Annotated in this window: 23 protein-coding genes; 4 read left to right on the forward strand and 19 right to left on the reverse strand. The window is 42.5% G+C overall.

What is annotated here, in order from left to right:
• Positions 1 to 268: 268 nt before the first annotated feature.
• Entirely contained in the window at positions 269 to 1,543 is a 1,275-nt protein-coding gene (locus ACZ5Q0_RS01590; RefSeq protein WP_446819810.1) for a double-cubane-cluster-containing anaerobic reductase, read from the forward strand.
• 8 nt (positions 1,544 to 1,551) lie between these two features.
• On the forward strand, positions 1,552 to 1,818 hold the full coding sequence (locus ACZ5Q0_RS01595) for a putative Se/S carrier protein (protein ID WP_446819809.1): 267 nt from the start codon (positions 1,552 to 1,554) through the stop codon (positions 1,816 to 1,818).
• A gap of 154 nt (positions 1,819 to 1,972) precedes the next feature.
• Here the strand turns inward: ACZ5Q0_RS01595 and ACZ5Q0_RS01600 are convergent, their stop codons facing one another.
• The 4 genes from ACZ5Q0_RS01600 to ACZ5Q0_RS01615 all read right to left on the reverse strand — a co-directional run bounded on the left by ACZ5Q0_RS01600 (position 1,973) and on the right by ACZ5Q0_RS01615 (position 9,516).
• Positions 1,973 to 3,658 (reverse strand): Na/Pi cotransporter family protein, encoded by a 1,686-nt coding sequence (locus tag ACZ5Q0_RS01600; RefSeq protein ID WP_446819808.1) that lies wholly within the window; start codon positions 3,656 to 3,658, stop codon positions 1,973 to 1,975.
• Positions 3,659 to 4,007: 349 nt separating this feature from the next.
• A complete protein-coding gene (locus ACZ5Q0_RS01605) occupies positions 4,008 to 4,874 on the reverse strand; it encodes a damage-control phosphatase ARMT1 family protein (protein WP_446819807.1) in 867 nt (288 codons plus the stop codon).
• A gap of 100 nt (positions 4,875 to 4,974) precedes the next feature.
• The gene (gene clpB, locus ACZ5Q0_RS01610) at positions 4,975 to 7,572 is read right to left on the reverse strand and encodes an ATP-dependent chaperone ClpB (protein ID WP_446819806.1); all 2,598 of its coding nucleotides are present in this window, start codon (positions 7,570 to 7,572) and stop codon (positions 4,975 to 4,977) included.
• Positions 7,573 to 8,172: 600 nt separating this feature from the next.
• Entirely contained in the window at positions 8,173 to 9,516 is a 1,344-nt protein-coding gene (locus tag ACZ5Q0_RS01615; RefSeq protein WP_446819804.1) for an acetyl-CoA hydrolase/transferase family protein, read from the reverse strand.
• Between the two features lie 429 nt (positions 9,517 to 9,945).
• Between ACZ5Q0_RS01615 and ACZ5Q0_RS01620 the strand changes: the two genes are divergently transcribed.
• Positions 9,946 to 10,458 (forward strand): MarR family winged helix-turn-helix transcriptional regulator, encoded by a 513-nt coding sequence (locus tag ACZ5Q0_RS01620; RefSeq protein ID WP_464827200.1) that lies wholly within the window; start codon positions 9,946 to 9,948, stop codon positions 10,456 to 10,458.
• A 145-nt stretch (positions 10,459 to 10,603) separates the two neighbouring features.
• Here the strand turns inward: ACZ5Q0_RS01620 and upp are convergent, their stop codons facing one another.
• The 15 genes from upp to mnmA all read right to left on the reverse strand — a co-directional run bounded on the left by upp (position 10,604) and on the right by mnmA (position 24,303).
• Positions 10,604 to 11,281: a uracil phosphoribosyltransferase gene (upp, locus tag ACZ5Q0_RS01625; protein ID WP_446819801.1), complete on the reverse strand. Its 678-nt coding sequence runs from the start codon at positions 11,279 to 11,281 to the stop codon at positions 10,604 to 10,606.
• Between the two features lie 89 nt (positions 11,282 to 11,370).
• Complete coding sequence (locus ACZ5Q0_RS01630) at positions 11,371 to 13,101, reverse strand: peptidoglycan D,D-transpeptidase FtsI family protein (RefSeq protein ID WP_446819799.1); 1,731 nt, start codon at positions 13,099 to 13,101, stop codon at positions 11,371 to 11,373.
• Positions 13,102 to 13,259: 158 nt separating this feature from the next.
• Positions 13,260 to 13,460 (reverse strand): DUF4911 domain-containing protein, encoded by a 201-nt coding sequence (locus ACZ5Q0_RS01635; RefSeq protein ID WP_446820734.1) that lies wholly within the window; start codon positions 13,458 to 13,460, stop codon positions 13,260 to 13,262.
• Positions 13,432 to 14,682: a peptidase U32 family protein gene (locus ACZ5Q0_RS01640; protein ID WP_446819798.1), complete on the reverse strand. Its 1,251-nt coding sequence runs from the start codon at positions 14,680 to 14,682 to the stop codon at positions 13,432 to 13,434. Before ACZ5Q0_RS01640 ends, ACZ5Q0_RS01635 begins: the two co-directional genes overlap by 29 nt.
• A gap of 15 nt (positions 14,683 to 14,697) precedes the next feature.
• Positions 14,698 to 15,729: an endolytic transglycosylase MltG gene (gene mltG / locus ACZ5Q0_RS01645; protein ID WP_446819797.1), complete on the reverse strand. Its 1,032-nt coding sequence runs from the start codon at positions 15,727 to 15,729 to the stop codon at positions 14,698 to 14,700.
• Positions 15,730 to 15,762: 33 nt separating this feature from the next.
• Positions 15,763 to 17,226, reverse strand: coding sequence for a VanW family protein (locus ACZ5Q0_RS01650; RefSeq protein WP_446819796.1), 1,464 nt, complete (start codon positions 17,224 to 17,226; stop codon positions 15,763 to 15,765).
• 124 nt (positions 17,227 to 17,350) lie between these two features.
• Positions 17,351 to 17,650 carry a DUF1292 domain-containing protein gene (locus tag ACZ5Q0_RS01655; RefSeq protein ID WP_446819794.1) on the reverse strand — a complete coding sequence of 100 codons (300 nt, stop codon included), beginning with the start codon at positions 17,648 to 17,650 and terminating at the stop codon, positions 17,351 to 17,353.
• A 64-nt stretch (positions 17,651 to 17,714) separates the two neighbouring features.
• Positions 17,715 to 18,125: a Holliday junction resolvase RuvX gene (gene ruvX, locus ACZ5Q0_RS01660; RefSeq protein WP_446819793.1), complete on the reverse strand. Its 411-nt coding sequence runs from the start codon at positions 18,123 to 18,125 to the stop codon at positions 17,715 to 17,717.
• A 70-nt stretch (positions 18,126 to 18,195) separates the two neighbouring features.
• Entirely contained in the window at positions 18,196 to 18,450 is a 255-nt protein-coding gene (locus ACZ5Q0_RS01665; protein WP_446819792.1) for an IreB family regulatory phosphoprotein, read from the reverse strand.
• Positions 18,451 to 18,507: 57 nt separating this feature from the next.
• Complete coding sequence (gene alaS / locus ACZ5Q0_RS01670) at positions 18,508 to 21,147, reverse strand: alanine--tRNA ligase (RefSeq protein ID WP_446819790.1); 2,640 nt, start codon at positions 21,145 to 21,147, stop codon at positions 18,508 to 18,510.
• 97 nt (positions 21,148 to 21,244) lie between these two features.
• Positions 21,245 to 22,264: an AI-2E family transporter gene (locus ACZ5Q0_RS01675; RefSeq protein ID WP_446819789.1), complete on the reverse strand. Its 1,020-nt coding sequence runs from the start codon at positions 22,262 to 22,264 to the stop codon at positions 21,245 to 21,247.
• A 5-nt stretch (positions 22,265 to 22,269) separates the two neighbouring features.
• Complete coding sequence (locus ACZ5Q0_RS01680) at positions 22,270 to 22,467, reverse strand: hypothetical protein (RefSeq protein WP_446819788.1); 198 nt, start codon at positions 22,465 to 22,467, stop codon at positions 22,270 to 22,272.
• Between the two features lie 12 nt (positions 22,468 to 22,479).
• The gene (locus tag ACZ5Q0_RS01685; protein ID WP_446819787.1) at positions 22,480 to 22,656 is read right to left on the reverse strand and encodes a hypothetical protein; all 177 of its coding nucleotides are present in this window, start codon (positions 22,654 to 22,656) and stop codon (positions 22,480 to 22,482) included.
• Positions 22,653 to 23,138, reverse strand: coding sequence for a PRC-barrel domain-containing protein (locus ACZ5Q0_RS01690; protein WP_446819786.1), 486 nt, complete (start codon positions 23,136 to 23,138; stop codon positions 22,653 to 22,655). Before ACZ5Q0_RS01690 ends, ACZ5Q0_RS01685 begins: the two co-directional genes overlap by 4 nt.
• A gap of 148 nt (positions 23,139 to 23,286) precedes the next feature.
• Positions 23,287 to 24,303: a tRNA 2-thiouridine(34) synthase MnmA gene (gene mnmA, locus ACZ5Q0_RS01695; RefSeq protein WP_446819785.1), complete on the reverse strand. Its 1,017-nt coding sequence runs from the start codon at positions 24,301 to 24,303 to the stop codon at positions 23,287 to 23,289.
• A gap of 387 nt (positions 24,304 to 24,690) precedes the next feature.
• On the opposite strand from mnmA, the gene ACZ5Q0_RS01700 reads away from it, so the two are divergent.
• Positions 24,691 to 26,004, forward strand: a complete 1,314-nt coding sequence (locus ACZ5Q0_RS01700; protein WP_446819784.1) for a replication-associated recombination protein A — start codon at positions 24,691 to 24,693, stop codon at positions 26,002 to 26,004.
• Positions 26,005 to 26,230 lie beyond the last annotated feature (226 nt).

A 26,230-nucleotide genomic window follows, 5' to 3' on the forward strand; every position in this document is an offset into this window, starting at 1 on the left:
CCCCTCCTAGCATAAACCTGTTATTGGTAATATTACCATTTCCATCTTGAGATGAACAGGGCAATTACAATTATAGGAAGCAAAGGGACGGTCCTTTTTCCCTTTTAAAAGAAATAAAAGAAGTACCCTCCCACTTACGGCAAAAAAGGGCTGTTAAGTACAGCGGCTTTGAGGTATGATATTTTTAGATAAACTTATACTTATTATAACTAAATATTATTATTGATCATGTCGACTACTACTAAAAATCCAAGGGAGATGAGAACAAATGGGTGATTATCGGCAGATGTGGAATGATCTGGGAATGGACTTAGAAAAGCATGATCTTTTGTGCGAAGTCTTACCCCAGGCTTTTGATGAGGTTTACCTATCCCAACAAAACCGTCCCGAGAGCATGGACTATTTCAACTTTGTGGTATCTGAAATCCACGGAGTCCGGCCTTCTGAACTGGTTGATCACCAGCAAAAGGGAGGCAAGGTTTTCGGTACTTTTTGTGTTTATGTACCTGATGAAGTCATTTTTGCAGCCGGGGGAATATCTACCGGGTTATGCGGAGGTTCCCAATTCTGGGTTCCCGGCGGTGAAAAGGTTCTTCCCCCTAATACCTGCCCCCTGGTTAAAGCATCAGTCGGTGCACGTCTGGACGGTACCTGTCCATTTTTTAAAATCGCTGATATGTACATCGGTGAAACCACTTGTGATGCCAAGAAAAAGGCCTGGGAAATTCTAAACCAGGAGATCCCCGTGTACGTAATGGATCTTCCCCAAATGAAACGGGAGAAGGATTTTATACACTGGGAAGATGAAATTAAGGCACTAATGAAAAAAGTAGAGGAAGTTACTGGCCATACCATCACGGCAGACGAATTAGCCAAACAGATTAAGGTCTTTAACCGCAAACGTAAAGCCCTTTTACGGCTTTACCAAACTCGTAGAAATTCCCCTGTTCCTATTAGTGGTAAGGATGCCCTATTGGTAACCCAGATCGCCTTTTATGATGATCCGGTTAGAAATGCAGATCAGATCAACGTTCTTTGCGATGAACTCGATAAACGAGTCGCCGAAGGTGACGGCGTTTTCCCGGCTGATGCTCCCCGTATCATGGTTACCGGAACCCCTATGGCTATTCCTAATTGGAAGTTGCACCATGTAATCGAATCATTAGGAGCACCGGTAGTAGTAGAAGAACTTTGTACCGGCCTGCGCTTTTTCGAGAATTTAGTAGAAGAAAACGGCCAGTCAATTGATGAACATGTGCAAAACATAGCTAACCGCTATATGAAAACCAATTGTGCCTGTTTTACACCAAACCCGGGAAGAATCGGCGATCTAATCCGCCTAGTTAAAGAATATAATGTGGATGGTGTTATTGACTGTAATCTTCAATTTTGCGGACTATACTCCACCGAGAGTTATCTGGTAAAACAGGCCCTAAAAGAAGCTGGTATACCTGTACTTCACCTGGAAACTGATTATAGTGACCAAGATTTTGAGCAGCTAAGAACTAGAGTAGAAGCATTCCTCGAAATGCTTAAGAAGTAGGTGGACCTATGCAAGAAGCAGAGCTATATAATTACTATATATTGTTTCCCAATCACCATGAAGGGTTACGAGCCCACCGAAAAATAAAAGCAGCCGGATTAAAGTGCACTATTGCTCCTACCCCTCGTGAAGCCAGCAGTTCTTGTGGAATATCTCTGCTTATTAATGAGGAAAATATAGAAACAATTACCACACTCCTGGAGGAAAATGATATTAAAACCAACGGAATTGCCCGGGTAAAGAAACGCCGTAGTTCTACCTATCAGGGATGCTAAAATATCTTAACTAAGAAAGAGAGAACCTCTATAAAGGGGTTCTCTCTTTTGCTGCTTAAATTAAATTAGTAAGTGTAATTTACTAGGTAAAATATATCAAATTTAATACTGGAGGTACGTTGAATCAACGTCCCCCAGCTTCCCGTCTGTTTCTTTAGGCCATTTTTAATCCATCGGCAAAAACATATTCGGCGATATTGCGGCAGTGGTCGCTGATCCTTTCCAGGTTTCCCAGTACATCCAAAAATACCGCCCCATTGTTACCATTACATACCCTTTCATTTAATCTCCTAATATGAGATCTACGATAATCAACCTGCATCTGGTCTATTCTAACTTCATTGGCAGCTACTTTGTTAGCCAATTCCCGATCTTTTCTCTCCAGCACCCAAAGGGACATTTCCAAGGTCTCCCGGGTAAGCTGAATCATACTTTGCAGCTCATCCTGGGCTTCGCCGGAAAAACTTACATTGTGCCTTTTAGCATAGTCAGCTTGTTCAATAATACCTTCACTTAAATCAGCAATCCTTTCTATATCACTAAGGGACTGTAGTATGGTATAAGACTGGCTGGAATCTTCCCGGGATAAACTCTTTTCGGAAGCTAAAACCACGTAATCAGTGATTTCCCTTTCCAGGGTATCAATCGTATCCTCCAATTTCACTGCTTTTTTCAGTAAATCGGGGTTATGAGTTTCAAAATACTCGATAGCGTTTTCAAATGCTTCCCTGGCTAAATGCCCCATACGCAGTGTTTCTCTAGTGGCCTGAGACAGAGCTACTGAAGGGTTATTAATAAAGCGCTTGTCAATATACCTGATCTTAAATTCATCTTCGGCTTCTTCCTTAGAATCAGGAATTAATTTAGTAACGATATAGGCTAGCACTGCTACCATAGGAAGTTGAATAAGGGTATTACTTATATTAAACACCGCATGAGTCTGGGCAATCTGTAGTTTTATATTAAGTGTGCTCCAGGTTCCTGCAAAACCAGGAATTAGCGCAAACAAATTATTGGTAATAAATACTACTATTTTCTCAAAAAAGCCCATTATAAAAAGTGGTAGAAATATTATGGTACCCAGCACATTAAACAGGAAGTGGGTCAGAGCAGTTCTTTTCGCCGCCACACTGGCTCCAATTCCTGCTAATAAGGCAGTTACAGTGGTACCAATATTATCACCGAATAAAATGGGGACAGCTTGCTGGTAAGTTATTGCCCCCTGATAAGCCAGTTCCTGTAAAACGCCAATGGTGGCACTACTGCTTTGTACAACAAAGGTAAATAAAGTGCCAATGATAACTCCTATTATGGCATTATTCTCAATGCTAACCATAAGGTTAACAAAATAGGGCAAATCCTTTAGTGGTTTCATACCCTCACCCATAATAGTAAGTCCGAAGAAAAGTACCCCAAAACCGAAAATAGCCTGTCCAATAAGTTGAACTTTTTTGTTTTTAGCAAACATGTACATCAATACACCAATTGCTAATATAGGAAGAGCATAATCTTTAAGATTAAAGCCAATAAGGTAGGCAGTCATGGTGGTACCGATATTGGCCCCCATAATAACCCCTATTGCCTGGCGTAGAGTGAGTAACTGGGCATTTACTAATCCGACAGTTAAGACGGTAGTAGCACTACTACTCTGTATTAGGGCAGTAACTATGGTTCCAGTTAAAACACCCCTGACCGGGTTTCTAGTCCCCTTTTCTAATATACTGCGCATACGGTCACCAGCGACTGATTGTAAGGCATCTGACATAAAGCGCAACCCAAATAGAAACAGCCCCAAACCGCCCAGAAAAGCAAACAAGATCTCTTGCCACGTAACTGTCATTATATAGCTCCTCCCGAAATATTGCCGTAAACTGTCGAGCGAATATTCAAAAATATATTAATTATGTCTAGCAAACACTATACACCCATTATTATTATAAGAAAACATCATTAAAAGAAAACCTTTATCAAAAATTGGTTTTCTTTTTTCACTAAACAGATCTATCTTAATATTTCCCTAGGACCAGTATAATAGGACCGTAAGTAACCATTTTGCTGTCAGTAAAAACTTCCTCACTTATTATACTATACAACAAAAATCGCCATGGCATTTAACTGAAACGGACTTTCGCCGAATAGTCAACGCCTTTCCAGGCGCATACAAAAAAGGGAAGTTTAAAAAACTCCCCTTAAAACTTACCCCCTATTTGTTTTACCATCATTTCCCCCTTTTTACAGCCAATATCCCTAGCCAGAACCGGACATTTTACTTTAAGGAGGAAAAATATATTTTTCCCTGTTGCTTTATTTAAAGTTTCGTAGTGGGCTTGCCCCTTAGCAATGATTAAATCTGCTTTTTCAAATTCATCTAAGAATTCGGGCGAGCATTGTTTTAAGATGGTACCCTGAGCATCCGTTCCGTTATCAATTACCTTTACCAGTTTCGTAAGACCAGTAGCAACTGCATCTTCCATGGTAGCATCATTTACTATTGGACTAGCTTTTACTACATATACTATCCGATCTAAAGGCATCTGCTCAATCAGCAGTTTATCAAATACAATTTCGCCTGCATTATCACCCAAAAACATAATCTTCTTAGCCCGGGTAATACCTTTTTTAAGCTGCTCTATTGCAGATGAAGGTAAATCCTGTTCCAGGCAAAATTCCACTGTTTTCTCCACCAGTTCTTCACTTATCTGGGCAGTAACCCCAAAATCAATAATATTACCGGCAATAGCCAGCTTCACTGCCGTTGTAAAGGGGGCAGGCGAACTAAGTGTAGTCTCCTTTAGCTGAGCATACATATGCAAAGCCGCCCGGTTAAACCTGTCCTTTTCTTCTTTGTACGGATCTTTAAGACCAGTAAATTCACGCACATAACGGTGAATAATCATTCCCATATAAGGGGGTGATTCTTTAAAGTCCAGTTCCGCAGTCTCCAAAAGTATCTTTTTTACTACCTTTTCCTGCAGAGCAGGATCATTGGTAACCATCCTCATCGCATCAATTGTCTGCCTGACAAAACACGGCACACAATCAAGATAAGTTTGCATGATAATCCTCCAGTTCGGTGGTATTAAATATATCTAACCGAAGGTAAGTATGGTCAAAAGTTGTCCAGAGTCATACCTACCATACCATACTTGCAATGTTTTACTTCTGTATCTGAGCTACGATATGTCCTCGGTCAGCAGATAGTAATACGATAGCTTCTGATTCCACTTCTCCACCGATAATTTTTCGAGAAAGCAAAGTTTCAATCTCCTGCTGAATATAGCGTTTCAGGGGTCGGGCACCAAAGTTAGGATTATAACCTTTATCAGCTATTAGATCTAAAGCCTTCTCGTCCCATTTGAGATGAGCCTGTAAATTTTTTCTAAACCGTAAGGCTAAATTCTTAAGTAAAAGTTCGGCAATAGATTTAATCTGGTCTTTGTCAAGAGCATGGAAAACGATAATTTCATCAATCCGGTTTAAAAATTCAGGCCGGAAATGATGGTGCAGTAATCCTATTACTCTATCTTTCATTTCCTGATAATCGCCACCATGAGCCTGGTATTCCAATATATCATGACTACCCACATTAGAGGTCATGATTATTATGGTATTGCGAAAATCAACCGTCCTGCCCTTACCATCAGTTAAACGCCCATCATCCAATATCTGCAAAAGAACATTAAATACATCACTATGCGCTTTTTCTATTTCATCAAACAACAAGACCGAGTAGGGCTTACGCCGTACAGTTTCAGTTAGCTGACCTCCTTCGTCATAGCCGACATAACCCGGAGGAGCACCAATTAAACGGGCTACACTATGCTTTTCCATATATTCCGACATATCCAGACGAATCATACTGCGCTCCTCGTCAAAAAGCGCCTGGGCCAGGGCTTTGCTTAATTCCGTTTTTCCTACTCCGGTAGGCCCCAGGAAGATAAAACTTCCCACCGGCCGGTTAGGATCTTTAAGGCCGGCCCGGGAACGTAAAACCGCATCCACCACTGCCCGAACAGCCTCTTCTTGCCCTATCACCCTTTGGTGCAGCAGTTCATCCAGATTCAGCAGTTTTTCCTTTTCCCCTTCCATCAGCCGGCTGACCGGTATGCCCGTCCAGCGATTTACTACCCGAGCTATATCCTCTTCATCCACTTCTTCTTTAAGGAGCGTTTCGCCGTCCTTTTGACCAGCCAATTTTTCTTCCTCCGTTTGTAAGCTTCGTTCTAAATTATTCAAACGACCATATTTTAATTCAGCAATCCGATTCAAGTCATAATTTCGCTCCGCCTTCTCCATTTCCGTACGGCAGGCTTCTATTTCCTTTTTGATTTGCCTTACCCGTGAGATAGCCTGTTTTTCCGCTTCCCACTGGGCCTTCATACTATCTGCCTCACCACGTAAATCCTGCAATTGTTTTAATATATTTTCACGCCGTTCTCTTGAAGCCTGATCCTTTTCTTTATCCAGCGCAGCCGCTTCAATCTCCAATTGCATGATCCGCCGGGTAATATCATCCAACTCCGCCGGCATACTATCAATTTCGGTTCTAATCCGGGCGGCGGCTTCGTCCATTAAATCTATCGCTTTATCAGGCAGGAATCGATCGGAGATATACCGATCGGAGAGTAATGCTGCCGCCACCAGAGCCGAATCCTTAATCCTGACCCCATGATGAACCTCGTAACGTTCCTTTAATCCCCTCAGAATAGAAATGGTATCCTCCACAGTGGGCTGATCAACCATAATCGGCTGGAAACGGCGTTCAAAAGCCGCATCTTTCTCAATATACTTACGATATTCATCCAGAGTGGTAGCACCAATAGCCCGTAATTCTCCCCGGGCTAGCATAGGTTTTAAAATGTTACTGGCATCCATGCCCCCTTCGGCCGCCCCGGCCCCTACTACTGTATGGAGCTCATCAATAAATAAAATGATACGCCCCCCGGCCTGTTCTACCTCTTTTAATACTGCCTTAAGCCGTTCCTCAAATTCGCCCCGGTACTTAGCTCCGGCTACCAATGACCCCATATCAAGAGCAATTAAGCGTTTGTCTTTCAACCCCTCCGGAACATCCTGGCTGGTAATTCTACGTGCCAGACCTTCGACTACAGCAGTCTTCCCTACCCCTGGTTCACCAATAAGTACTGGATTATTCTTAGTCCGACGGGATAGGATTTCAATAACCCGGCGGATTTCTTCATCTCTTCCAATTACCGGATCCAACTTACCCTCTGCCGCCATAACCGTAAGATCTCGCCCAAAACGCTCTAAAGCTTCATAACTATCCTCCGGGTTATCGCTGCTTACCCGTTGCAAACCGCGTATCGACCGTAAGGAAGCCAGCAAACCTTCCCGGTTTAAATCAAAATTATGGAAAAGATTACGCAAATCGTTTTCCCCAGCCAGGAGTAAGCCTAACAACAGATGCTCCACACTGATATAATCATCTTTTAAACCTTGAGCCTCTTTTTCAGCCTGGATTAGAACCCTGGATAAAGAACTACTTATAAAAATCGAACCTTCATACCCATATACCGCCGGAATTCGGTCCAACAACTGATCAACCTGCTGTTTGAGAACAGGTACATTAATCCCAGCCTGTTCAAGGAGACGAGGCGTAAGCCCTCCCTCCTGATCTAAAAGGGCTGCCAGAAGGTGTTTACCAGTAACTTCTTGATGGTGCTTTTCTGCTGCCAATTGTTGGGCCTGCATCAATGCCTGGCTGGATTTCTGGGTAAACCTTTCAATATTCATGCTTCTCACCTCATTTTTTCATAATTTTAGAAACAAGGACACGGGAATACCCCGGTTGGTTCTATCGTTACCCCACTATTATGACTACACCGGGGTTTGGGGTATTTGTCAATGAAAGTCATAAAACTCTGAAGAAAGGTAACAACTCCCTAAAAAATCTATATTTCAACTCTTCTATCCTATCCCGATTATATTTCTATTTTTCCTATTAGTCAATAAAGGTCAAAAGGTAAATAGCCTTATCCGCCAAATTTTTGTTTGGGCGAAAAACAGGGTACTGCCAGGGTGTGTCAGGGTGTGATAAATAAGCCGACCATTTGGAAGCACAACGACCTGATAAAATTTTGGAAAAATTTAATGGGATATTTCATGGCAAACCATATGGGTATATAGGAATGTCCCCATAAAGGATTTTTCTCCGAAGATATGCTATTTAGCTTGGTGGAACAAGATTAGTCTAGGGTGGATAGGTAAAAAATTTTATAACAGGAGCATTATATTTATATAAGATTAGATAAGATAAAAGTAAATAAGGTCAGCACCACATACGGGCGGTGCTGACCAACCGGTAATAATAGGCAGTTATTTCTAATTTTAAAACTACTCGATCTTGTTAGTACGTTTCCAAATTCTCATCTCCTGAGCAGCCTTTATCAATTCATCCCGGAAATTTGGATGAGCAATATTTATCAGTGCTTCCGCCCTTTCCCAGGTAGACTTTCCTTTTAACTGTACTATGCCGTATTCAGTAACCACATAATGCACCATAGAACGGGGCACTGTCACTACAGTACCAGGTGATAGGGACGGTCTTATCCTCGAATGCAGCTGATCTTTTTTATCTTTATATGTAGAATTAAGACAGATAAAACCTTTACCTCCATGGGACCGAAAGGCTCCCATGATAAAATCTAACTGACCGCCAGTTCCAGATATTTGTCTGAATCCAGCACTTTCCGAACATACCTGACTAAATAAATCAACTTCCAAAGCCGTGTTGATAGCCATTACTTTATCATTAAGGGAAATTACATTAGGATCATTAACATAATCTACCGGGTAACTAGCACACAGGGGGTTTTTATCTAAAAACTTATACAATTTTTCTGTTCCCATGGCAAAAGTATAAGCCATTTTATATTTATCAATGTTTTTGCAAGCCCCGGTTATACGCCCCGCATCATACATGTCAACAAAGGAATCCACCATCATCTCAGTATGGACCCCTAGGTCATTCAAATCACTGGCAGCTATTTTTTCCCCAATAGCATTAGGTAGACCGCCTATGCCAAGCTGTAAACAGGCTCCATCCTCAATTTCATTAACTACCAAGTCAGATATCTTATAATCTGTCTCGCCGGCAACAACACTGGGCAGTTCAAAAAGTGGAATAGGATCCGCTTCTATAATCAGATCAGCCCTGGATATGTGAATGGTCTCTCTATTTCCACCTAAACAGGTTGGAATACACGAGTTTACTTCCAACACTACTTTTTTGGCTTTGTTCACATAGTATGAGGTAATGGAATTAGAAGGTCCCAGGTTAAAAAATCCATACTCATCCATAGATCCTACTTTTATAAAGGCTACATCGACTTCTTCATAGTTCTGCACTACCCGAGGCCCCTGATGATAAGTGAATGGAATATAATAGCAAAGCTCCTTATCACCCAGACGCCGTGATGATCCTCCAAAATGCCAATCTTCCAGAATGAAGTGTTTCTGTTCTGGATCAGATTTTATCACCTCAGGTATCTGGGACAGACATGTTCCGCGAATAGTTACATCGATCAATTCATTGACACGACCTGCTAAGGCTTTATCAAGTGTTTCCGGGAACATAGTAAACTCGCTGTAAAAAACCAGATCTCCTGACTCCACCAGTTTTACAGCATTCTCAGGGGTAGTAAGTTTCTGCTTATATTGGTACTTAGGATCCGCCATTAACTACTCACTCTCCTTCAATTATTGCACATATTCGGGCAGCTAATCTGGCGACCAGAACGTTTTTAAAAGCCCTACTAAATTGCACCCAGATCCTATTATACCGTATTTCTACCAGTGTAATGACCCTTATATTTCAAATGATACCTTCTTAACAATCGCTATAAGGAGTTTCCCTTAAATACATTGCTAGTCCCTTTTTAAGTTTATTAAAAAACATTTTTCGCGAAAAACGATACCAACTGCTGCTTTATATATTAATAAATAACATTACAGTGTTTCTCCCGTATTTTATGAAATTTATCTGCTTTTTTGAATGAAATTCACTATGGGTTATCTTTATTTAGTTAAATTGTTCACATGGGGATAGTCTTTAGTGGTAGAATATGATTGATGCCGAAAAAGACCGACTGCCTATGCATAAAAGTTATGCGATTTATTACCGGGCATATTGTCCATTATCAAAATAAAAAACAAAAACATAACTTGGAGGAAGGAGTTAGTATGGAAGATTTTACAACATTCATCTGCTATTCTCTCAAATCGACATTGAAAAAAGTGGAAAAACACATCACACATGAGCTAGATGAATTCGGCATCAACCTGGCCCAATCCTTTGTGCTTTTCACACTTCTGGAACGAGATGGATCGACCCTCTCTGAAATAGGTAATCGCGCCCATATTGAGAATTCATCGTTAACCACTATGGTTGACAAATTGGAACGAGATGGTCTGGTCGAACGCAGGCTTTGTAGTCAAGACCGCAGGGTGATACGCCTTTTCCTTACCGATAAGGGTCGCGATCTGGCTGACAAGGTTATAACCTTGGGCCAGGATTTCAACAATCAACTAAAAAGAGACCTGGGACCCATTCAGGAAGACTTTGTAAAAGGTCTTAATATAGTTTGTCAAAGCATTGACAAAGCAAAACAAACGATTTGAAACAAATAGCCTGGCCACTAACCAGGCTATTTGTATATATGCTAATTGATCTATGTAATTTATACCCCTTAGCCATTCCTTACCATATCGTAAGTTTATCCCCATGCTAGCAATACCTTCCATCCCCAGAGTACTAATCTGAAAACTAATTAAAATCCGGCATAGTACAACTAACGATGCGGTAATTACGACAGTATAAGCGATCTCCCGCATCACCCAAGCCAGGAACAATGTAGGCCTTTTCGTTTAAACCGGGGTCTATAGCAGCAGTTATTATTTTAATATCAGGAAATTTGTCCTGTATCCGGTTGAGGCCTGGTTGTGCAGCTAATGCACATACAAAAGTAATCTGTTCAGATTTATAGCCTTGCTGCATAAGAAATTCCAGGGCCTGGACTGCACTGTTACCAGTAGCCAGCATAGGGTCAAGTACAATTATATGGTCAAATTCCTCACCATTCTTCGGAGTAGTATTTAGATAAGGCCTGACTTCAAGAGTTTCATGGTCCCGGTACATGCCAATATGAGATATACGGGCTGACGGTAATAAAGTTATAAAACTATCTACTAACCCTAGTCCAGCCCTTAATACCGGAACCAATAGTACCCGTTCGTCCCTAACATATTTACATGTAACTCCGGTATCCAGAGGAGTTACTATCTGTTCTTCCACCGTTTTTAAATCCCGACATGCTTCCACCGCCAGCAGTAATCCTAGTATATTCATAGCCTGGCGAAAATCTTTAATCATAGTTTTCCGGTTACGCAAGACCTTAACACAAGTACTGGCTACCGGATGATCAATCAATTTGATTTCAGACATTCTTTCCCTCCTTTCTCTTTTTTTCGAGCAAACCTTCTATTATTTCGACATCACCGGGAGCAATCCTTTCGCAAACCCGTTAAATACCGTTAACGGACATCATTGACTGAATAGTAATTAAGTATCCCCCCGGCGATTTCCTTAAATACCGGAGCTGCACTTTGCGATCCTGATATTCCTTCTTCTACCATAACGACTACCGCCCATCTAGGATTATCAGCAGGAAAATACCCTGCAAACCAGGTATTTAAAACCTCGTCGTTTTGTTCTGTATAACGCCCGGTCTGACTAGTAGCTGTTTTACCGGCGATTTTAACTTCATTGATCGCTGCATTTTTGCCGGTTCCCTGTTCCACCACCTGTTCCATTAATCCTTGTAGTGCTTTAGCTGTTGATATACTAAGCACCTGCTCTTTACGCCGGGTAACCGGCCGATTTTTCTGCCCCTGGTAATCTTGAGTATAACGTACTATGGAGGGGTGATTCCATTGACCATCATCAGCTATGGTAGCTACCAACGAAGTCATTTGCAAAGGAGTTAACATAACCCCCTGTTGCCCCAGGCTAGCATTACCCAGAGCAGCCGGTCCGGGATTAATCGACACATAACTTCCGGCCCTGTATTTACCCATCCCTATTATGTTCTCATCTTCCAGATGAAGTCTTTCAACATACCGGAGTAAATCATTTTTTCCCACCCGCAGCCCGACTTCAATTAAAGTAGGATTACAGGAAGAAGCAAACCCCTGCACAAAATCAACGGTTCCATGACCATACTCCTTCCAGCAGGAAATGCTGACCTGCTCACTAAATTTAAAAGACCCCTCACAATTAAATTTTTCCTGTAATAATACCTTTTTTTCTTCTATAGCTGCTGCTGCCACCACTATTTTAAAAAGGGAACCAGGATGATAACGGCTTAAAGCCCGATTAGTAAGAACCGCATCCTCCCCCTGTAGTGCCTTACTAATGTCGTAAGGATTAAATACCGGACGGCTAGCCATGGCCAGTATTTCTTTACTATCTACATCCATTACTACTACCGCCCCTTTATAAACTTTATCCTTCATAGCCTGTTCCACCATCTGTTGGATTTGCTTATCTATAGTTAGCACTACTGAAGCATGATGTTCTTCCTGTTCCCGGCGAATCTTAAACATGAGACCTTTTATAGCCTCCCCCCGGGCATCCAAAACCGTAACCAGCCCAGGACTAGAAGGGTTATTAGACAAAATATTGTTATAAGTACGTTCAATACCTGCCTGTCCTGCCACCGGATCAATACCACTTACATAACCTATTATATGAGCACACATCCCGTCTTCCTGGTAGCGTTTTATAATTGGGGCTACCACCACCCCGGGTAGTTTTTGTGACTCCAGGTTAGCTATAGATAATCCATCCAGATCAGAAGCAATTCGTACTAAAGGGTAGCCACGCTTTAGCGCCTGGGTCAGCTGTTTTTCTACTGCCTGGGGATCAAGACCATTAATAGCCTGGGCCAGGGCTAACGCTACATCCTGCAGAACCTTTTCATTAGTCAATTTATTGTTTTTACTTGGCTTCGCCGCTTTTAAAGCCTCCCGGGGAAGGCAGTAAACGGCTACAGAAGTGCGCCCACCAGAAAGGGGAAGTAGATTACGATCTAGAATATCCCCCCGGGAAAATTCTTTTAAAGCAATTTGTTCACTGCGCATAGCCACAGCCTGCCGGGCAATATCCCGACCGCGAACTAGCTGGTAGTAGGCTAAGTTTCCTGCCATGGCTAAATATATAAAAAGGAATAATCCCATCAGGATAATTATTCTTTTAATACGCATAAAAAAACCCCTTCAAGCCCTTTAAGTTAGGATTGGCTCTCGGGGATATGCTTATTCTCATGAATATTCTAAAAAACCAGTTATATCTATTATTCTATGCGGGTTAATCAACTATATTTCCGAAAATCCACATTAGACTCTGCAATTTTAAAACCTGGTTATAAAATCTCTAAAGGAAATGGCATACGGGAAAGTATTTTCACCAATTCCGGGTAGGTATCCACCGTGCCCCTTATTATTACCAGGCCCTGGGAACGGTCCAGGGTAGTAACTACCCCCAGGTATTCATAAGCTTCCATCAGTTTGGTCAGCATATCAATATGGCGCGGATCAATCTTCAGAAGAACGTTGTCCTGCATAGCTTTCACCGACCCTTCTTAGAATAGAATACTCGGGAACTGGCTGGGCGGATGGTATAAGTACCCGTTGTCGCGCATGCCGGGCACGGTCCATACGCTTCCCTTCCAGATCATAAATATTTTGTAAACTAAAATCCTGTATTTTCCCTCCAGGCAGTAACCATTGCAGATAATCTCCGGGACCAAAATTCGCCCTCTGTTCTACTTCTATACAATGCTTATTGCTATGGTATCCACGGGCAATACCGCAAAACTCCAGGCGCTGCCTACGCCAGGTTTTTTCTATATCCTGCAAATAGCCCGGCTCTCCGGTAATAAAACCATTAGTAAACGGTCTGGTAGCCGTACCCTCAAGTTCATCCATCCATAGTTTTAATTGCTTAGAATCATAAATTTTCCCCGGCTGGTACACATCAATCGCCTGACGATAAACCCGGGCTACACTGGCCACATAAAGCAGGCTTTTCATACGCCCCTCCACTTTGAAAGCATCAATACCCGCTTCAATTAAATCAGGAATATGTTCAAGTAAACAAAGATCACGGGAATTCATAATGTAAGTACCCCGGTGGTCTTCTTCGATGGGCCAATACTGACCAGGCCGTTTTTCCTCCATTAAAAAATAATGATAACGGCAAGGATGAGCACATTCTCCCTGATTAGCACTGCGACCAGTCATATAATAAGAAAGTAGACATCGGCCGGAATATGAAACACACATAGCTCCATGTATGAATACTTCAATCTGTAATCCAGTTTTTTTCTTTATCTGCACTATTTCTTTTAGGCTTAGCTCCCGTGCTACTACTACCCGCCGAGCTCCTAATTCTGCTAAAAATGCTGCGGTTTCATAATTAGTAACATTGGCCTGAGTACTCACCGTAATTGGTAGATCGGGTGCATAACGTTTTATCATCCGCATTATCCCGAAATCAGCAATAATAACACCATCCACACCAATTTCCTGTAACGCCTCCAGGTAGACCGGTAGATTGGCCAGGTCATGGTTATGGGCCAGAATATTAACTGTGATATAAAGCTTTTTCCCCAACTGGTGGGCAAACCTTAAACCTTCACGTATCTCCTCCAGAGTCAGATTGCCGGCAAATGCCCGCAAGCTATAATCTTCTCCCCCGGCATAGACCGCATCAGCCCCAAAAAGTAAGGCAGTTTTCAGTTTTTCTATATTCCCGGCCGGGAGAACCAATTCAGGGATCAGCATAATTTCCTCCATTACCTAGTCAATATATTTCTCTTTAGCCTGTAAATGATCCTCATAATTAGTAGAAAAGTGGTGACTTCCATCCCCTGTAGCCACATAATAAAGATAATCATTCCTGTCGGGATGTAAAGCCGCCTCTATACTGGCCTGCCCCGGGTTGGCTATGGGACCTGGGGGTAATCCGGGGTAGCGATAAGTATTATAAGGAGAATCTACTTTAAGATCAGCATAAGTTACTACCTCTTTATGTTCAGGCAGGCAATATAGTACTGTAGCATCAATCTGCAGCAACATGTTTTTCCGCAGACGATTATGAATCACCCCGGAAATAATCTTACGCTCCTTAGCTACCATCGCTTCCTTTTCAATTAGTGAAGCCATAGTAATCACCTGCCGTATATCCATGCCCCTTTGTTCCGCCTCACGAGCAAATTGGTCATCCCACACCTGCTTAAAATTATCTAGCATATGCATAATAATTTGCTGGACCGTGCAATCTTCACTGACATAATAAGTATCCGGAAACAAAAATCCTTCCAAAGGGCTGTTTACTTCCGAAGGGGCGGTATCCAGAAAATCAAACGGATAGTCCGCTTTTACAGCCGCATCCCACTCCTCGCCAGTACATATTTTACGTTCAACTAGTAACCTCCCTATCTGCTGCAGAGTATAGCCTTCTGGAATAGTAAATCCTACAGTTACTACCCGGCCCTGGGCTATATCATCAGCCATTTCACTTGCCCTTTGGCTACGACTAAAACGGTAATGTCCCGCTTTTAGACGGTTGGCCAGATTGTTTTTCTGTATATATACTAAAAAAGCATTTTCGCTGTAAATTAATCCTTCCTTTTTTAATCGTTGAGCAATCTGCCGGGCGGTAGCTTGTTCAGGGATAACTACATCTACCAGAGTAGTATCATGGAGGTCAACCGGTGCATACTGGCGGACAAAAACCTGATAACCTAACCAAGCACCTGTTACCAGAAACAACAGAGCGATAAATACCACTGGTCGTTGTCTCACCCGCTTAATTTTAATCTCACTCATTTCCTCACCTATTTCCTGCTTGATCCCCTACCATTATTCCAGGACAGTTTCTTCCCCGGTATTATTCTGGTTACCTTCCGTGATGTCCGGAGATAATGAATTACCCGGCATCCCGGGCAAATCAGGTGGATCAACACCAGGCCGGGTATCTTCTTCATCAGCCGGCGGCCCAACATAAATCAGTTTGTTAAGTGGTTTATAATAATCAGTAGCCAATTTTTCCTGTTTTAAAATCTGCCCATTTACGTGATAGGTTCTAAATGAACGCACCACATAGCCGGGAAATCCTTTGTGGTCGATCTTTTCCTCCCCTGGATTAAGTGTTTCCAGAGGCTCCCTTATCTCCTTAAAATCAATGACCCGGTCTATCACATGAGTTAGTTTAATACTTTGCTTATATTTTAAATGGCCATATACTCTCACAGTCAGGCGCCCACCACCTGCGGAAGCCTGAAGGTAGATAGGATGATCAGTATTATTTTTAAATTTAAAATCTTGTAAACCATAAGCTACGGTGGCATCAAGGCCTAATGGAACATAAGCCACCGCCAGAGCATGATTATGACGCTCCACAATATCCAGTCCCGCTAATAATACAGCATTGTAGAGGGTGGAGGAAACCTGACATATTCCTCCGCCTACTCCTGGTTCAAACTTGCCTCCCACAATGACCATCGCATCACGGTAGCCATTTTCAAAAGTCCGCCGGCCAACGGTTTTATTAAAAGAAAAACTTTGGCCTGGTGATACCACCTGGGTGTTAATGGCTGCGGCTGCCATGGCTAAGTTGTGGGAGCGATCTACTTCACCCGGATTATACCAGGTGGTAAAGTAAGCCAGCTCCCCCATCTCCTGGAGGTCTGCTTCTGTTAACTGGGGATATTTTTCTTCTATAACAATAGGGATTTTAAAATCAGTAAATTCCCCCCATTTCTGGGGAAGCCCAGCCATAGTCTTTTTCTGGTTTACTACCTGTCCTATCTTTCCAGGTACTACTATCAACCCTTTGTTCCGGTCCATCTCCAAACGGGGGTTAACCGGAACACTTCCTATACTCTCATTCCATTCCACCACCATGGCAGACATAATTTCACTCTTGTACCGTATCTTTTGTGGATAATCTATAGTCTTGGATCCATCTAAATTAAACAGTTTAGATTTAAGGTTTCTCTTTTTTTCTTTTTCCCAGGTTTCCTCCACCATTATGCCTAGATCAGGAACTTCGCATAATTTTCCCAGTTGGGTCTGGTAAATGAAATCCCCCTTATGGAAAGTAACCTTAGTCTGCAAAGCCTCCTGTTTCCATGTCTCTAAAGCATCTACCGCTTCTGCTCGACTATAACCTTCCACAGGTATCGATGCAATATGTACTCCAGGTAAAAAATGATCAGTTTTGTAAAGCACCTGATAAAAATAAAGCCCCACTGCGGCACAGATACCCGCAATTAATACTAGTACTATCATGAATATTGAACTAAGATTTTTATTCTTTATCAAAGCCCATCCCCCAAAACGCCTCATTTATACAAATTCTCATTCAATTATATACGAAAAGGGGGTATACCGATACCTTATAAAATAGAAAAGAAGCCTTTACAGGCTCCTTTCAAAACCAGGCTACTTAAAAATCTCCCGACTCCACCAATTCCTGCCAGGCATCTGCGACTCTTTCCCACTCTTCATCATTCTCGATATCACTAAGGAATTCGTTACCTTCTTCATCGTTAACTACTTTAAGAATTACTACTTCGACTTCTTCTTCCTCTAATTCCTCTTCCTCAGTATTTAACGGTACTAGAACCCGGTAAACATCATCCTCAATTTCCATTTCAGCTAATAGCTCGAATTGGTGTTCTACACCCTCATCGTCAACTAAAACTAATATGGGGAAGTCCTCCTCAAATATCTCGTCATGGCTCATGGAATCACCCCTTTCTAACAAACTAGTGACATTCTAATATTTTCCTGACTGCTTTGTCAAATTTTTACCCGTGGACATCCAAGTAAGATTGAAGAATGTGAACTGCGGCCACTTTATCAATAACCCCCCGGCGTTTTTTCCGTGAAAGATCAGCCTCCAACAGTACTCTTTCTGCCTGAAGAGTAGTAAGGCGTTCATCCCAGTATTCCACCGGTAACCCGGTAATTTTAGCCAGTTCCTGTCCAAATTGCTGAACTTCTCTGGCTTTAGGTCCCAGCGAACCGTTCATATTCTTTGGTAAACCAACTACGATTTTCCCAATTTCCGCTTTCTGGCAAAGATTTTTAAAATAGCTTAAATCCTTATCTATACTAGTACGATGTAATACCGAATGACCCTGGGCTGTCCAACCCATAGGATCGCTAATAGCTATACCAATTCTTTTTTCCCCTACATCTATGCCCATTATTCTCATATTATTTTATTCATATACCCCTTCAGATAATATTAGAAAAAATCCCCATGGTTTCCCATGGGGATTACCCTTACTTTTTAAGATAATATTTAAGTAATACTTCCAGCACTTCGTCCCTTTCCACCTTACATATAAGACTACGCGCCTCGTTATGACTAGTAATATAAGCTGGATCACCTGAAATCATATACCCTACCAGCTGGTTAATTGGATTATAGCCTTTTTCCTCCAAAGCATCGTAAACCTTCATTAAAATCGCATGCACCTTTTCTTCGCCATCCCGGTGCATTTTAAAACTAACCGTTTCTTCCTTTCTATGAGGCACTAAAACCACCTCCTCTGTATATGGAAAGTTCGACACGGGAAGATAAAATTCCTGCGCTTAGACCAGAGCTTTTTCTACTATTTCGTGAGCTGCTGCAAGGGCCTCCTTGATCCGGGAGGGATTTTTACCTCCTGCCTGAGCCATATCGGGACGACCTCCACCGCCACCGCCCGTTTCTCGTGCCGCTGCTGCCACAATATTTCCGGCATGCAACCCGCATTCCAGCAAATCTTTGCTAACAAAGCAAACCAGATTTACTTTCTGTCCTACTGAAGATGCCAGCAAAACTACCGCCGATTTAAGCTTATCTCTTAACATCTCTGCATTCTGCCGCAAACTATTCATATCCAGATTTGGTACTTCGGCAAAAAGCACCTTAACACCCTTAATCTCATAAGCCTGGTCGACTAAATCAGCACTGGCCGCTTTAGAAATACTAGCTTTTAACTCATTTATTTCCCGCTCTTTTTCTTTGAGGGTATGGTTTAACGCTTCTACCCTCTCACTTACCTGGACAGGTACAGTATGAAGCCGGACAGCAGTAGTTTTTAATTCTTTTTCCATACGATTCAAATAATTTAGTGCATATAATCCAGTAACCGCCTCGATACGCCGTAAACCTGAACCTACACTTCCCTCACTTAAAATCTTAAAAAGACCAATTTGTCCAGTATTACTGACATGGGTCCCGCCGCATAATTCCATGCTGTAATCACTTATCTTAACTACCCGTACCTCATCACCGTATTTTTCTCCGAACAAGGCAATGGCACCCATTTCACGGGCCTCATCAATACTCTTCCTAACGGTTTTAACCTCATACATATTCCATATAGCCTGATTAACCAGTTCCTCTATCCGCGCCAGTTCTTCTTCACTGACTGCTGCCAGGTGCGAAAAATCAAAACGAAGCCGCTCCGGCTCAACCAAAGATCCTTTTTGCTGAGCATGTTCGCCCAAAACCAGACGTAGGGCCCGATGTAATAAATGAGTAGCAGTATGGTTACGAGCAGTATCCAGGCGCTTCTTCTGGTCTATCTCCAGCCGCACTTTCTGTCCGACAGCCAGCGCTCCCCTCACTACTCCCTGGTGAACTATCCAGGGCCCAATCTTTTTAATATCTTTAACCGCCAACCAGCCATCTGGACCTGTAATCGTCCCGGCATCAGATACCTGACCACCACTTTCCGCATAAAACGGGGTTTGCCTGGCCACTACTAAAACTTCTTCGTCATCTGTTGCCTGGTCTACACGTCTAAATCCGCTAATAACCGCCTGGATAAGAGATTCATCTACCATTTGCCCATAACCGGTAAAAATGGTAGGCTCTATTTCAGTTAATAATTCTGACAGTGCCTGTTCCTTGGCAAAACCATTTTCTCCCCGGTTAGCTTTGCGGGCGCGCTGACGCTGTTGCTCCATCATCCGGGTAAAACCTTCGGTATCAATATCAAATTGGTTTTCCTGGGCTACGTCCTCCATGAGGTCCAGAGGAAAGCCATAAGTATCGTAAAGCATGAAAGCCTCCTGACCACTGATTAGCCGGGTACCTTTTTCCCGGGCCTGGGCCAGAATGTCCTCCACCTTCTTAAGTCCTTCATTTAAGGTTACAAAAAATCTTTCCTCCTCCAGCCGGATAACCTCTTTAACAAAATCACGTTTTTCCAGTAGATAGGGATAGGCATCACTCATCGAATCGCAAACCACATCTACATTTTTATATAAAAAGGGCTCATTAATCCCCAATAAACGTCCAAAACGCACGGCTCGGCGCAGGATACGACGTAACACGTAACCACGCCCATCGTTGCTGGGTAAAACCCCATCTGCAATTAAAAATGTGCAGGCCCGGCTATGATCGGCAATTACCCGGAAAGGAAATCCACCCTCGCCAGGATCATAAGCACTACCGGTAAGATCTTCAATTTTTTTCATAAGGGGTATAAAAAGGTCGGTATCAAAATTACTTTCTACTTCCTGAAGTACAGATGTCAACCGTTCTAATCCCATACCCGTATCTATACTGGGCCGGGGCAGAGGTGTCATATTCCCCTCTTCATCACGATTATACTGCATAAACACCAGGTTCCATATTTCCAGCCAACGGTCACAGTCGCAAACCCCAATGGCACATTCCTTACCACAGCTATAGTCAGCCCCCCGGTCATACATAATTTCACTACAGGGGCCACAAGGTCCAGTATCACCCATACTCCAGAAGTTGTCCTTTTCGCCCAGCCTTATTATGCGGTTAGCCGGAACACCAGCCACCTCCTGCCACAATTGAAAGGCTTCATCATCATCTTTATAAATAGTAACCCATAAACTCTCTGGAGAAAGCTTTACTTTTTCAGTTAGGAACTCCCAGGCAAAACCGATAGCTTCACGCTTAAAATAATCTCCCAGTGAAAAATTACCCAGCATCTCAAAAAAGGTATGATGACGGGGAGTTTTTCCCACGGTATCTAAATCGTTATGCTTGCCACCTGCTCGTACACACTTTTGGGAAGTGGTAGCCCGGACATAACTCCGTTTATCTATCCCCAGGAAAACATCCTTAAATTGATTCATACCGGCATTGGTAAACAAAAGAGTAGGATCGTTAACGGGAACTAGTGACGAACTCTCTACTACCGTATGACCCTTTTGCCGGAAGAACTCCAAAAAGGTTTTTCGAATCTCATTACTGGTCAACACAATGCTGCCTCCTCTTTCCCTCCAATGACTTCCTTTCTTATTTTCTTGTATATAAAAGGCTCTGTCAATAAAGCTTAACACTTAAAGGTAATTTGTGCTATTCAACTACCCGTAAATAAACCCGGTAAAGGACCACCTTTAAAACTGCAGCTACCGGTACCGCGAAGAGCATGCCCCATATGCCCATCAGTTTTCCCCCTGCCAAAAGTGCAAAAACAATCAATAACGGGTGCATGCCCAGACGATCACCGATTATTTTCGGGGTAACTAAATTGCTTTCCACCTGCTGGACAATCAAAATAGCCAGGGTCATATAAATTGCCAGGCGTAGTGACTCAGAAAAGGCAATAGCTACCGCCGGTATTCCTCCCAGGAAGGCACCAAAATAGGGTATTAGATTAGTAACCCCGGATAATATCCCTAACAAAAGCGGAAACTCCACCCCCAGCAAAGCAGCTGATAAACCAATCATGGTTCCTACAAAAGTTGCTACTAGTAAGTGCCCTTTTAAAAATTCTATTAACACCGTATCTATTTCACCAAAAACAACCATTAATTCCCGCCTACCCCGGGGGGAAAACAGCTTAAGAAACCCATCCCGGATTTTCTCCCAGTCATTCATAATATAAAATGCTAAAATAGGAGAAAAAACCACGGCAAAAATCTTTCCTAAAAAATTATACAGGCTATTAACAAAACCTTTTAATCCCTCGTATATGTAGTTTTCCACCCGGCTAACATTATCATTAACCACTTCCCCTAATTTAACCGGTATATCAATAGCTTGAATTCGGCCCGCCATATCCTGGGCTTGATTAGCATATTGCGGGATAAGCTCGGCCAGACCAGTTAATTCCCGCACTACTCCAGGAAGAGCAAAAGCCAGAAGAAAACTGATTCCAGTTAAAACTATTACATAAAGCAAAATAATAGCCCAGATTCGTTTAATCCCCTGGCTCTCAATCCACTTAACCGGTCGAAAAAAAAGATAGGCCAAAAGTGCCCCCATACCAAAAGTAAACAAAACCTCGCGGACCAGGTAGAAAAAATAAATGGTGGCTGTCACCACCACCAAAACCAGTACAATACGGGATAATTTTAACCCATTCCATTGCATATACTTTAACCCTGCCCTCTTAACATTTCATTAATATCTTCGTCCTGTCCGTTAATCAAATCATCAACCACCCGCCTCGACTTAGCTCTCACCCTGCGGTACTGTGTTTTCATTCCCTGCTCATTATTCATATAATAGATGGTAGCCGCTGCTCCCAGCATAGCTCCCACCAGTAAAGCACTCCAGCCTCTCAGGTTCGTCACCTCCCTGCTTTCTTAAAGAATTTGCGAGGGTTTTTCCATCGCTATCAGGGTTCCGTCCTCAGCTACCTCATATAGGTTAAATTTACCCCGATTATAATTAAACTCTAAAAAGCAATTCCAACAATAATATTGGTCACTGCCTACCTTTCCTACCTGTAATCCTCTGCAAACGGGACAGCGCGTGATCATTTCGGTTCGCTCCTTTCCTCATCAACAACACCACTTTTAAGACTTTTCCAGCTTACCTGTTCCAGCGGAATTAGTTCTCTCCCCTCCAATAAGTCTTGTAACACCCCGGAGGAAATCTCTAGTCCCCAAACATCTTTCTGGTTGGAAACCACAAAATCACTAACAATACCTAATTCTTGCCCTTCCCGACTGTAGATCAAATCACCTATTTTGTGATCATATATGGATAATTCTTCCCCATGGGCATAAGATTTCATACTTCTTAGATCACTAATCTGTACCGAATTTTTATTTAACTGTAAATCTCTGGCCATGATCATACGCGGTTCATTCCGGGAAGTCTCCACAACCAAATAAGCCAGTTTAAAATCATCTCCGATCACCGCTTTTTCAACCCGTCCGACAATTTCGGCGGTCTTTTCATAGAAAACAGGCAGGTTTCTAAGATCCCTGACACATATCTTCCTCGCATTAGTGTTCATAACTCTAGCTTTTGTTAAAAAAATAAAAAAATGCGTCCCATAAAGCATCTCTTAAATAAAAAGCTCTATAGGACGCCGAATTTTTATTAAGGCTCATTTTTTATAAAAAAGGCGGGCGCTAAACCCACCTAACCTGTCTTTTAAAAGATTATTTTATTATGCGACCTCCACCAATTACATAATCACCCTGGTAATAAACTACCGATTGCCCCGGAGTTATGGCTCGCTGGGGTTGGTCAAAAACCGTCCTCACGTTTTCACCTTCCCAGCTAATAGTAGCTGGGACAGGACGAGCCGCATATCTTATTTTTGCTTCTACCCTGAGGGTAGTTTCTAACTCTTTCATATAAATAAAGTTATTATCTTTCGCAAGCAGAGAATTTGAAAATAGATGTTTCTCATCATCTACCACCAATCGGTTATTTCCCAAATCTAAACCCACCACATAAATAGGCCGCCCTGCACTTATCCCTAACCCTCTACGCTGACCAATAGTATAAAAAGGCAAACCTTTATGCTCTCCTAAAACTTTACCTTCCCGGTCAACCACCAGGCCCGGATGGTACTCTACCTTACCCTCTAAAAACTCCCGGTAATCACCGGTAATAAAACATACTTCCTGACTTTCAGGTTCTTCCGCTACTGTCAGGCCGTATTCACGGGCTATTTCCTTAACCTGTTCTTTATTCATTTCCCCTAGAGGAAAAATAGTACGGGCCAGCTGTTCCTGGTTTAATTCATAAAGAAAATAGCTCTGATCCTTTTTAGTATCCACCCCTTTTTTAAGCAGGTATCGTTCTCGCTGCTGGTCATAGTCAATTCTGGCATAATGACCAGTAGCTACCCGTTCAAAACCAAGACTAGCAGCATAATCTAGTAACTTTCCAAATTTAATATATTTATTACAGGCAACACAGGGATTGGGGGTTTCCCCCCGGGCATAAGACTGGCAAAAGTAGCCTACCACCCGCTCCTGAAAAGTTGCCTTTAAATCAACCACATGGTGCTCTATTTCCATTTCCTGAGCGGTTTTAGCAGCCTTAAGGGCTGCCTGCTGATCCCAGTTAATCATAGTTAGCCCGGCTACTTCATGACCCTGTTCTTTTAAAAGCAGGGCCGTAATGGTACTATCTACTCCTCCGCTCATCATTACTGCTATTTTCATAATCGTCTCCTTTGGTAGAATTCTGCCGGACATATTGACTAAAACTAGTTAAAAGACTCCTTCTAACTGTCCGCACATTTCCCCTAACGATTAGGGTTTTCGAAATACCTGTACATCATTATACAAAATGGTAGTAAACCCGTGCCAACACTACATCTGAATAGCTGGACTGCTTAAAAAAGCTATTTTTGTTTTTATTCCAGCTGTTTTAGGACTATTATCACCATTATCCTGCTTAACAGATACGGATATACTAACCTTATCACAATTTTGCCGGGAACAATGAAATTGTCAGGCTGTTTTTCATTGTTTCCTTAACTAGATCAAACGGGTAAATTATTCTATAATTACGACAAACATCCTTTTTGTTTAAAGGAGTAATATTTAATGAACTTATTTGACTTTAATGCTAACAATAAGAAGCAAGCTCCTCTGGCATACCGTATGCGTCCCCGCACTTTAGATGAAGTTATGGGGCAGGAACATATGATAGGGCCGGGATCAGTGCTGCGCCGTGCTATTGAGCGCGATGATTTGCATTCATTTGTATTATATGGCCCCCCTGGTACGGGAAAAACCAGTATTGCCCAGATTATCGCGGCCATGACTAACTCCTTTTTTGTTCAATTACAAGCCGTTACTGCAGGCGTGGGAGATATCCGCAAAATCGCCTCTGATGCTGGTGACCGTTTAAAATATTACCAGCAACGCACCATCTTATTCGTAGATGAAATCCACCGTTTTAATAAGAGCCAGCAGGATGTATTACTGCCCTTTGTTGAAGAAGGAACCCTGCTGCTTATCGGGGCTACTACGGAAAACCCCCTTTATGAACTGAATAATGCTCTCTTATCACGGGTTAAACTCTACATCCTGGAAGCCCTAAGCCCCCAGGCCATAGAGCAAATCATAAATTCCGCTCTGAAAGATGTTGAGCGAGGTCTGGGACAATACCAACTCACCATTTCTCCAGCAGCTATAGATATGATTGCAAAGGCTGCCAAGGGTGATGCCCGCATGGCCCTTAATATCCTGGAAACAACTGTAAACTCCTTTATGGGAAACAATCATTTAGCTATTGAAGTGCCTTTAATTCAGAAAATAACCGGACAGCCTCTGGTAAAATACGACCGCCGCGGCGATCATCATTATGATACTATATCAGCTTTCATTAAAAGTATTCGAGGTTCTGATCCTGATGCAGCCCTCTTTTGGCTGGCAGTAATGATAGAGGGAGGAGAAGACCCCCGATTTATAGCCCGCCGCCTTATCGTACATGCTGCTGAGGATATAGGCCTGGCTGATCCCGGGGCACTGACTATGGCTAATGCTGCTGCCTACGCCGTTGATTATGTAGGGCTGCCAGAAGCCAGGATACCTTTAGCTGAAGCTACCATTTACCTGTGTACCGCACCTAAAAGTAACTCCAGTAAACAGTCTATCGACAATGCTATAGCTGCTGCAAGGCAGCAGGCTAAGATCTCTGTTCCAGAACATATCGCCGATACGTCCCACTCCCGATCGGGGGACCTGTTGGGGAAAGGAAAAGGATACAAATATCCTCACCATTATGGGGGATATGTTAAGCAACAATACCTACCTGCAGCACTGGAAGGCAGTCGGTTTTATAATCCTGGAAGTAATGGTTATGAGAAGAAAATCGCTCAATTTATGAAGTACTTACCTAATTATAAGGACTAATGTTATCATAAATAGCCTGAATCACAGGTTAAAGACTATATCCACTAGAAAACTCCCCTGCCTATCCTACTATCGTGACCGTCGATCATGGTTAAAAACCGATATTTACCAGGAACTACCCTGCCTGAAGTAAGTACTGGTAAAATACCAGGTGGTCCCTATCTAGAAAAGCCTGTCGATAAAATACCGACAGGCTTAGTCTAAGTAATAAGTATTAAATTTCCGG

Source organism: Syntrophomonas erecta subsp. sporosyntropha (assembly GCF_055395365.1).

What these genes read in the sequence shown, in the direction of transcription:
- ACZ5Q0_RS01590 (WP_446819810.1), top strand. Translation starts at nt 269, where the DNA reads ATGGGTGATTATCGGCAGATGTGGAATGATCTGGGAATGGACTTAGAA.
- ACZ5Q0_RS01595 (WP_446819809.1), top strand. Translation starts at nt 1,552, where the DNA reads ATGCAAGAAGCAGAGCTATATAATTACTATATATTGTTTCCCAATCAC.
- ACZ5Q0_RS01600 (WP_446819808.1), bottom strand. Translation starts at nt 3,658, where the DNA reads ATGACAGTTACGTGGCAAGAGATCTTGTTTGCTTTTCTGGGCGGTTTG.
- ACZ5Q0_RS01605 (WP_446819807.1), bottom strand. Translation starts at nt 4,874, where the DNA reads ATGCAAACTTATCTTGATTGTGTGCCGTGTTTTGTCAGGCAGACAATT.
- clpB (WP_446819806.1), bottom strand. Translation starts at nt 7,572, where the DNA reads ATGAATATTGAAAGGTTTACCCAGAAATCCAGCCAGGCATTGATGCAG.
- ACZ5Q0_RS01615 (WP_446819804.1), bottom strand. Translation starts at nt 9,516, where the DNA reads ATGGCGGATCCTAAGTACCAATATAAGCAGAAACTTACTACCCCTGAG.
- ACZ5Q0_RS01620 (WP_464827200.1), top strand. Translation starts at nt 9,946, where the DNA reads ATGCGATTTATTACCGGGCATATTGTCCATTATCAAAATAAAAAACAA.
- upp (WP_446819801.1), bottom strand. Translation starts at nt 11,281, where the DNA reads ATGTCTGAAATCAAATTGATTGATCATCCGGTAGCCAGTACTTGTGTT.
- ACZ5Q0_RS01630 (WP_446819799.1), bottom strand. Translation starts at nt 13,101, where the DNA reads ATGCGTATTAAAAGAATAATTATCCTGATGGGATTATTCCTTTTTATA.
- ACZ5Q0_RS01635 (WP_446820734.1), bottom strand. Translation starts at nt 13,460, where the DNA reads ATGCAGGACAACGTTCTTCTGAAGATTGATCCGCGCCATATTGATATG.
- ACZ5Q0_RS01640 (WP_446819798.1), bottom strand. Translation starts at nt 14,682, where the DNA reads ATGCTGATCCCTGAATTGGTTCTCCCGGCCGGGAATATAGAAAAACTG.
- mltG (WP_446819797.1), bottom strand. Translation starts at nt 15,729, where the DNA reads ATGAGTGAGATTAAAATTAAGCGGGTGAGACAACGACCAGTGGTATTT.
- ACZ5Q0_RS01655 (WP_446819794.1), bottom strand. Translation starts at nt 17,650, where the DNA reads ATGAGCCATGACGAGATATTTGAGGAGGACTTCCCCATATTAGTTTTA.
- ruvX (WP_446819793.1), bottom strand. Translation starts at nt 18,125, where the DNA reads ATGAGAATAATGGGCATAGATGTAGGGGAAAAAAGAATTGGTATAGCT.
- ACZ5Q0_RS01675 (WP_446819789.1), bottom strand. Translation starts at nt 22,264, where the DNA reads ATGCAATGGAATGGGTTAAAATTATCCCGTATTGTACTGGTTTTGGTG.
- ACZ5Q0_RS01685 (WP_446819787.1), bottom strand. Translation starts at nt 22,656, where the DNA reads ATGATCACGCGCTGTCCCGTTTGCAGAGGATTACAGGTAGGAAAGGTA.
- ACZ5Q0_RS01690 (WP_446819786.1), bottom strand. Translation starts at nt 23,138, where the DNA reads ATGAACACTAATGCGAGGAAGATATGTGTCAGGGATCTTAGAAACCTG.
- mnmA (WP_446819785.1), bottom strand. Translation starts at nt 24,303, where the DNA reads ATGAAAATAGCAGTAATGATGAGCGGAGGAGTAGATAGTACCATTACG.
- ACZ5Q0_RS01700 (WP_446819784.1), top strand. Translation starts at nt 24,691, where the DNA reads ATGAACTTATTTGACTTTAATGCTAACAATAAGAAGCAAGCTCCTCTG.